The sequence below is a fragment of the Paenibacillus sp. VTT E-133280 genome (genome assembly GCF_002264385.1).
Taxonomy (GTDB): Bacteria; Bacillota; Bacilli; order Paenibacillales; family Paenibacillaceae; genus Paenibacillus_AQ; species Paenibacillus_AQ nitricinens.
Window position 1 is genome coordinate 1 of record NZ_NFUX01000143.1, and the last position, 4,122, is coordinate 4,122.

Here is a 4,122-nt window from a genome sequence, read left to right on the forward strand (position 1 = left end):
GGGCTAAGGTTATCCACCTTAGCCCGCCATTTTGTATATTAATAAAAAAAAGTGCAAAGGATAACTCCTTATTTCTTACGAGCTACCGCTTCAATCTCAACAAGTCCGTCTTTAGGCAGACGCGCAACCTCAATAGCACTGCGGGCAGGATAAGGTTCTTTAAAGAAGGTGCTATAAACCTCATTAACGGCCGCAAAATCATTCATATCCTTTAAGAATACGGTTGTCTTTACTACATGGTCTAGTGTTGCACCAGCTTCCTCAAGAATAGCTTGTACATTGTTAAGCGCTTGTCGCGCTTGTTCTTGTACGCCCTCAGCCAAATTACCCGTTTCCGGATTCAGACCAAGTTGTCCTGAAGTGTATACCCAACTACCAGTGGTTATAGCTTGACTATAAGGACCGATTGCTCCGGGTGCTTTTGTTGTAGCTACTTGTTTTTTGCTCATCTTACTACCCCTCTCCATTATCGCTGATCATTTATTGTCCATTGTAAGTCCTGTTCTCATCTTAATGCAAATTTATTAGAGACTCAGAAAGCTTAGCGTCTCCCAATCACATGTATCACTTCATTCGTATAAATATGTAATCCGTGAGTATCCGCAGACGCAATGTTAACCATAGCTCTTGCGACTGTCGTACCAGGTATGGCACGATATTTAGCCGCCTTACCCACCATTACAAAATCCAGCGTTTTCATCAAACTAGCTCCGACTCTTTCCCCTAATCTGAATTCTTCACGTTGGCCTAGTAGCAAGGAGGGGCGAAATATATGCATCCCTTGGAATCCAATAGCGGTTAAACCTTCTTCCGCTCTTCCCTTTGTCCGACTGTAGAAATTACGCGACTTCGCATCTGCCCCTATTGAAGAGACGACCAAAAACTGTTTAACACCCTGATCTCTAGCTATCGCTGCAGCATCAAGCGGATAGTGTAGATCAACTCGTTCAAACTTTTCTTGTGAACCCGCCTTTTTTATTGTAGTCCCTAAACAACAGAAGATGGAATGTACCCCTTCGAACGACTCTGTATAGTTTCTTAAGTTCTCCCAATCTACAACGATTTGTTTAAGTTTAGGATGTTCTATGGCTAACGGTGTCCGTACAAGCACTCTTACTTCTTCCCAGCTATCACGATTTAACAATTCCTCCGTAACCGCTTTGCCTACCAATCCGGTGGCACCTAATACCATCGCTATTCTTAACAAGGAATAACCTCCTTTACTTCTATTCGTCCTTTAGAATACGACGACCTAGCAGAAACGCAAGTGCAATCATCAGCGTCCCTACCACTAGCTGCATACCGTATACCTGAGTCCATTGCGGCCAGTGTGTTATTTTTTCATAGAGCTGACCGCCAATAAGCGGACCAAAAAAGGATGATAACCCGGTAAGCGCCGCATAGGTGGCCATATACATCGGTCGTTCTTTTTTCGGCGTGTCTCCAATAATAAAGTTAAAGGCCAGCTGGTTGAAACCGCCTACACCAACACCAAAAACGATATGGGCCGCAAATAAGACCAGCAGCATCGGCATCACAGACAAGAGTCCCCACATCAATGAGGACAACGCAATAATCGGCAAAGTAAAGAATAACAGTCGCTTATTGCTGTATTTCGCATTTAGATTGCCCCAAACGTAGAAGCTAGCCATCATAAACACGGTCTGGGACACATTAAGCAATGACAACGTTTCATAATTAATATGAAGTAACTGCAACATGACATAAGAGTATAGTGGAACCGTTAGGTTCTGCAACAATAGCCAAGCAGCCAGAAACAAGGTTGACTTCATAAATAATGTATCTTTGAGCGGTTTCTTAAACATGGGTAAAAATTTATGCTCTTCTGATTTCTCGAATGGCACATCCGGATAAAAAAAGAATACTACGACATTCGATATCGAGAAGATCCACACAACAATATATAGAATCAGAAAACCATGACCCCCGGGATAGCGGTCCAGAATAATACCTCCGCCATACATAACCAAACTTCCAAGTGCATTCAGGACAGTGTTACGAATCCCAAAATAACGTCCACGTACCCGTGCGGGAACTAGATCACTAATCACAGAGCTCCACAGCACACCACCAGCAGTATTCGCAATAAAGGCAGTGGTATATAAAGCAATAAATGCGATGACCCAATATTCTTTAGGAAAAATAAACGGGATTAGTCCCGTAGAACCCCAAAGTATCCTGTGCAGACCGATAAAAGTAACCATGGCCCATTTGCGACTTGGCAGCTTCTGAATCAGAAAAGCTACACCAATCTGTGCCACATTAACTAATGTAGTAAGCGCTAGCACAAATCCAATTTGACTAGAGGAGGCTCCTAAATATAGCAGGAATCCTGTTAGGAACTGCCCTTGCAGCAGTACCTGAAAAATAGTTGACGGCACACCTTCCAACGTAGCTATTCGCAAATTTCTGCGATGCACTGAAGGTTTACGAACACGTTTTGAAACCGTAACCTTATGCTTATTTTCCATGTTGTCCATAGAGGCGGTAACACTCCTTTGATGCGGCATTGGCTTCATTCTACTCCGCATCAATCTACTGTCAATACGCCAAATCAACAAATAATATTGGAGCTTTATTCACTATCCGCTTCAAGGGGCAAATGAAGCGAAAATCGACTCCCCTTCTCTTCCTTACTCTCCATAGAAATGAACCCGCCGAGCAATCTGGCCAAGTCATTACTAATGGAAAGTCCTAGTCCTGTTCCACCATATTTCCGGCTAGTCGTTCTGTCAGCCTGTTGAAAGGCCTCAAAGATCATGGCATGCTTCTCCGGTGCGATTCCTATGCCACTATCCTTCACATCAAATACAAGCCAACGTTGCACGTTATCCCCTTCCCCACATTCCTGCTTTCGGATATGCAGCGATACGTAACCTGTCTTTGTAAACTTAAAAGCATTTGAAAGCAAATTACGCAAAATCTGCTGCACTCGATGTGGATCGGAATGAATCATTAGAGGGACATTCTTATCCATAGAGATGTTAAATTCCAGTCCTTTTTGCTTGGCGGTTACAGCAAACTGCATAGCCAGCAAATCTGGAATCTCGCTAACATTTAATTCTTCATTTATAATATCTAACCGACCGGCCTCCACCTTGGACAAATCCAGAATATCGCTGATGATCATCAATAACTCATCACCCGAACGATGGATTATGGCTGCATACTCTCTAATATCTGTTTCCGTAAGCGAATCATCATTTTCTTCAATTAATTGCGATAAATTAATGATGCTATTCAGTGGAGTTCTAAGTTCATGTGACATGTTGGCTAGAAATTCCGACTTGAATTGAGACGCCATCATTAACTGATTAGCACGCTCTTCAAGATCAAGCTTGTTCTTATGTAATTCTTCAGTCTGAGCAGACAACTGTTCGTTAGCATGCTGGATCTGCTCATTCCTTAGAAGACCGAGTTGAAAATCCCGGATAATTAATGAGAACAAAATACTTAAAATCAGCCCCGCCGGGAACGTAATTGGCATAATCTCTCTTATGTACTCTTCCACAGGGATAACGCCTAACAACATAATGTTTATGGCATTCATAAGATTAACAATTAGAATAACGATCAAACCTTGATTCACAATACTGAGGGTTGAGCGTCTGACCCAGTAGCTAAGCGCCGCGCAAATAACTCCCAAAATAAAAAGATTTAGCATTCCTGCAATCGCTGCCTCTGTCACTCCAAAAGTTAACCTTGTAAGCCCCGTGCCTATACCGATTAATATAAGCGTGATGGGTCTAGGATATGCTAGCGTCGAGATGATTAGGGGTACAAACCGCAAATCAAAGATCACGTGGTCGTCCAGATTATAACCAAAAAGAGTACTGATCCAACCAGCAAAGATCGCCAGGATCACCCAGCTGGCCTTCTTTATTCCTACACTTGCATTCGAAATGGTATGTTTATAGATCAGATTAGCCAAATAGGCCACGGCTATAAGAATTGCGGTATTCCCGAAAAATATTTTAAGATACCCCATGATTTTGCTCCTACCTGCACAAGATAAATTACAGATTTCATCTCACAATAATACCATAGCTTAACCTTTGCACACCTAATTGTTGCATAGGAAGAGCGCAAATCGTATACGAT

4 protein-coding genes are annotated in these 4,122 nt (G+C 42.5%); all 4 read right to left on the reverse strand.

Features of this window, described 5'->3' with window-relative positions; genetic code table 11:
• Window positions 1-68: 68 nt before the first annotated feature.
• On the reverse strand, window positions 69-449 hold the full coding sequence (locus CA600_RS30400) for a RidA family protein (protein WP_076285938.1): 381 nt from the start codon (window positions 447-449) through the stop codon (window positions 69-71).
• A gap of 92 nt (window positions 450-541) precedes the next feature.
• Window positions 542-1,207, reverse strand: a complete 666-nt coding sequence (locus CA600_RS30405) for an oxidoreductase (RefSeq protein ID WP_094874809.1) — start codon at window positions 1,205-1,207, stop codon at window positions 542-544.
• Window positions 1,208-1,226: 19 nt separating this feature from the next.
• Window positions 1,227-2,501: an MFS transporter gene (locus CA600_RS30410; RefSeq protein ID WP_094874810.1), complete on the reverse strand. Its 1,275-nt coding sequence runs from the start codon at window positions 2,499-2,501 to the stop codon at window positions 1,227-1,229.
• Between the two features lie 95 nt (window positions 2,502-2,596).
• Complete coding sequence (locus CA600_RS30415) at window positions 2,597-4,009, reverse strand: ATP-binding protein (RefSeq protein WP_094874811.1); 1,413 nt, start codon at window positions 4,007-4,009, stop codon at window positions 2,597-2,599.
• Window positions 4,010-4,122 lie beyond the last annotated feature (113 nt).

Coding starts and splice junctions, on each gene's coding strand:
- CA600_RS30400 (WP_076285938.1), bottom strand. CDS start 449: ATGAGCAAAAAACAAGTAGCTACAACAAAAGCACCCGGAGCAATCGGT.
- CA600_RS30410 (WP_094874810.1), bottom strand. CDS start 2,501: ATGGACAACATGGAAAATAAGCATAAGGTTACGGTTTCAAAACGTGTT.
- CA600_RS30415 (WP_094874811.1), bottom strand. CDS start 4,009: ATGGGGTATCTTAAAATATTTTTCGGGAATACCGCAATTCTTATAGCC.